Source organism: Ruminococcus difficilis (genome assembly GCF_016680995.1).
Window position 1 is genome coordinate 1 of sequence record NZ_JAEQMG010000024.1, and the last position, 1194, is coordinate 1194.

Annotated in this window: 1 protein-coding gene; it reads left to right on the forward strand. The window is 55.5% G+C overall.

Going from position 1 to position 1194, the window contains the following annotated elements; translation table 11 throughout:
• Positions 1 to 1194, forward strand: a 1194-nt coding sequence (asnB, locus tag JKK62_RS01450; RefSeq protein ID WP_201426640.1) for an asparagine synthase (glutamine-hydrolyzing), incomplete at both ends; no start/stop codon positions are given.

Here is a 1194-nt window from a genome sequence, read left to right on the forward strand (position 1 = left end):
ACGACGCTCTTCCGATCTATGGGCTTCCGCAGGCTGTCGATCATCGACCTCGACGCCGGTCATCAGCCGATCTACAACGAGGACAAGACCCTTGTTCTCACCTTCAACGGCGAGATATACAACTACAAGGATCTCAGGGCGACTCTGATAAAGAAGGGTCACAAGTTCTATACCGAGTCCGACAGCGAGGTGCTGGTCCACGGCTTTGAGGAATGGCACGAGGATCTGCTCCCGAAGCTTCGCGGAATGTTCGGCTTCGCGATTTACAACACCGTTGACAAGTCGCTCTTTTTAGCCCGCGACTTCTTCGGAATCAAGCCCATGCACTACGCTCAGGTCGAGGGCGAGTTCGTCTACGGCAGCGAGATCAAGAGCATTCTCGAGTACCCAAAGTACGTAAAGCGCTTCAACAAGAGAGCTCTCGACACCTACCTCTCGTTCCAGTATGCGGTGCCGCCTCAGACATTCTTTGAGGATATTTTCTGTCTCATGCCCGGTCACTACCTCTGGTACAAGGACGGCGAGGTTGAAACCACACGCTACTTTGAGCCGAGGTTCAGACCCGACGAGAGCATCACCGAGGAACAGGCTGTCGATATGATCGACAAGGTATTCGAAAACTCCGTCAACGCCCACAAAATCGCCGACGTTGAGGTCGGCTGCTTCCTCTCCTCGGGCGTGGACTCAAGCTATGTATCAACATACTTCGCCGACCAGAAAACCTTCACAGTTGGCTTTGATTTCGGCGAGAAATATAACGAGATAAGCTGGGCTCAGGAGCTCAGCCGCAAAATCGGCGTGGAGCATCATACCCACCTGATATCATCCGACGAGTTCTGGGACGCGGTTCCCACCGTTCAGTACCACATGGATCAGCCGCTCGCCGACCCGTCGTGTATCGCGCTGTACTTCGTTTCGCGCCTTGCGAGCGAATACGTCAAGGTAGTGCTCTCCGGCGAGGGTGCCGACGAGCTCTTCGGAGGCTACACCTGCTACAACGACCCGCGCGTTTTCAGAATGTACCAGAAGATCGTTCCGCACTTCCTGCGCAGGGCGATCCGCGCGATCTGCCGCAAGCTGCCCGACATCAAGGGACGCGACTACCTTATCCGCGCCTGCGACCCGCTCGAGGACAGATACATCGGCAACGCGTTCATGTACGACCTGCGCGAGAAGAAGGAGATCCTCAAGGAA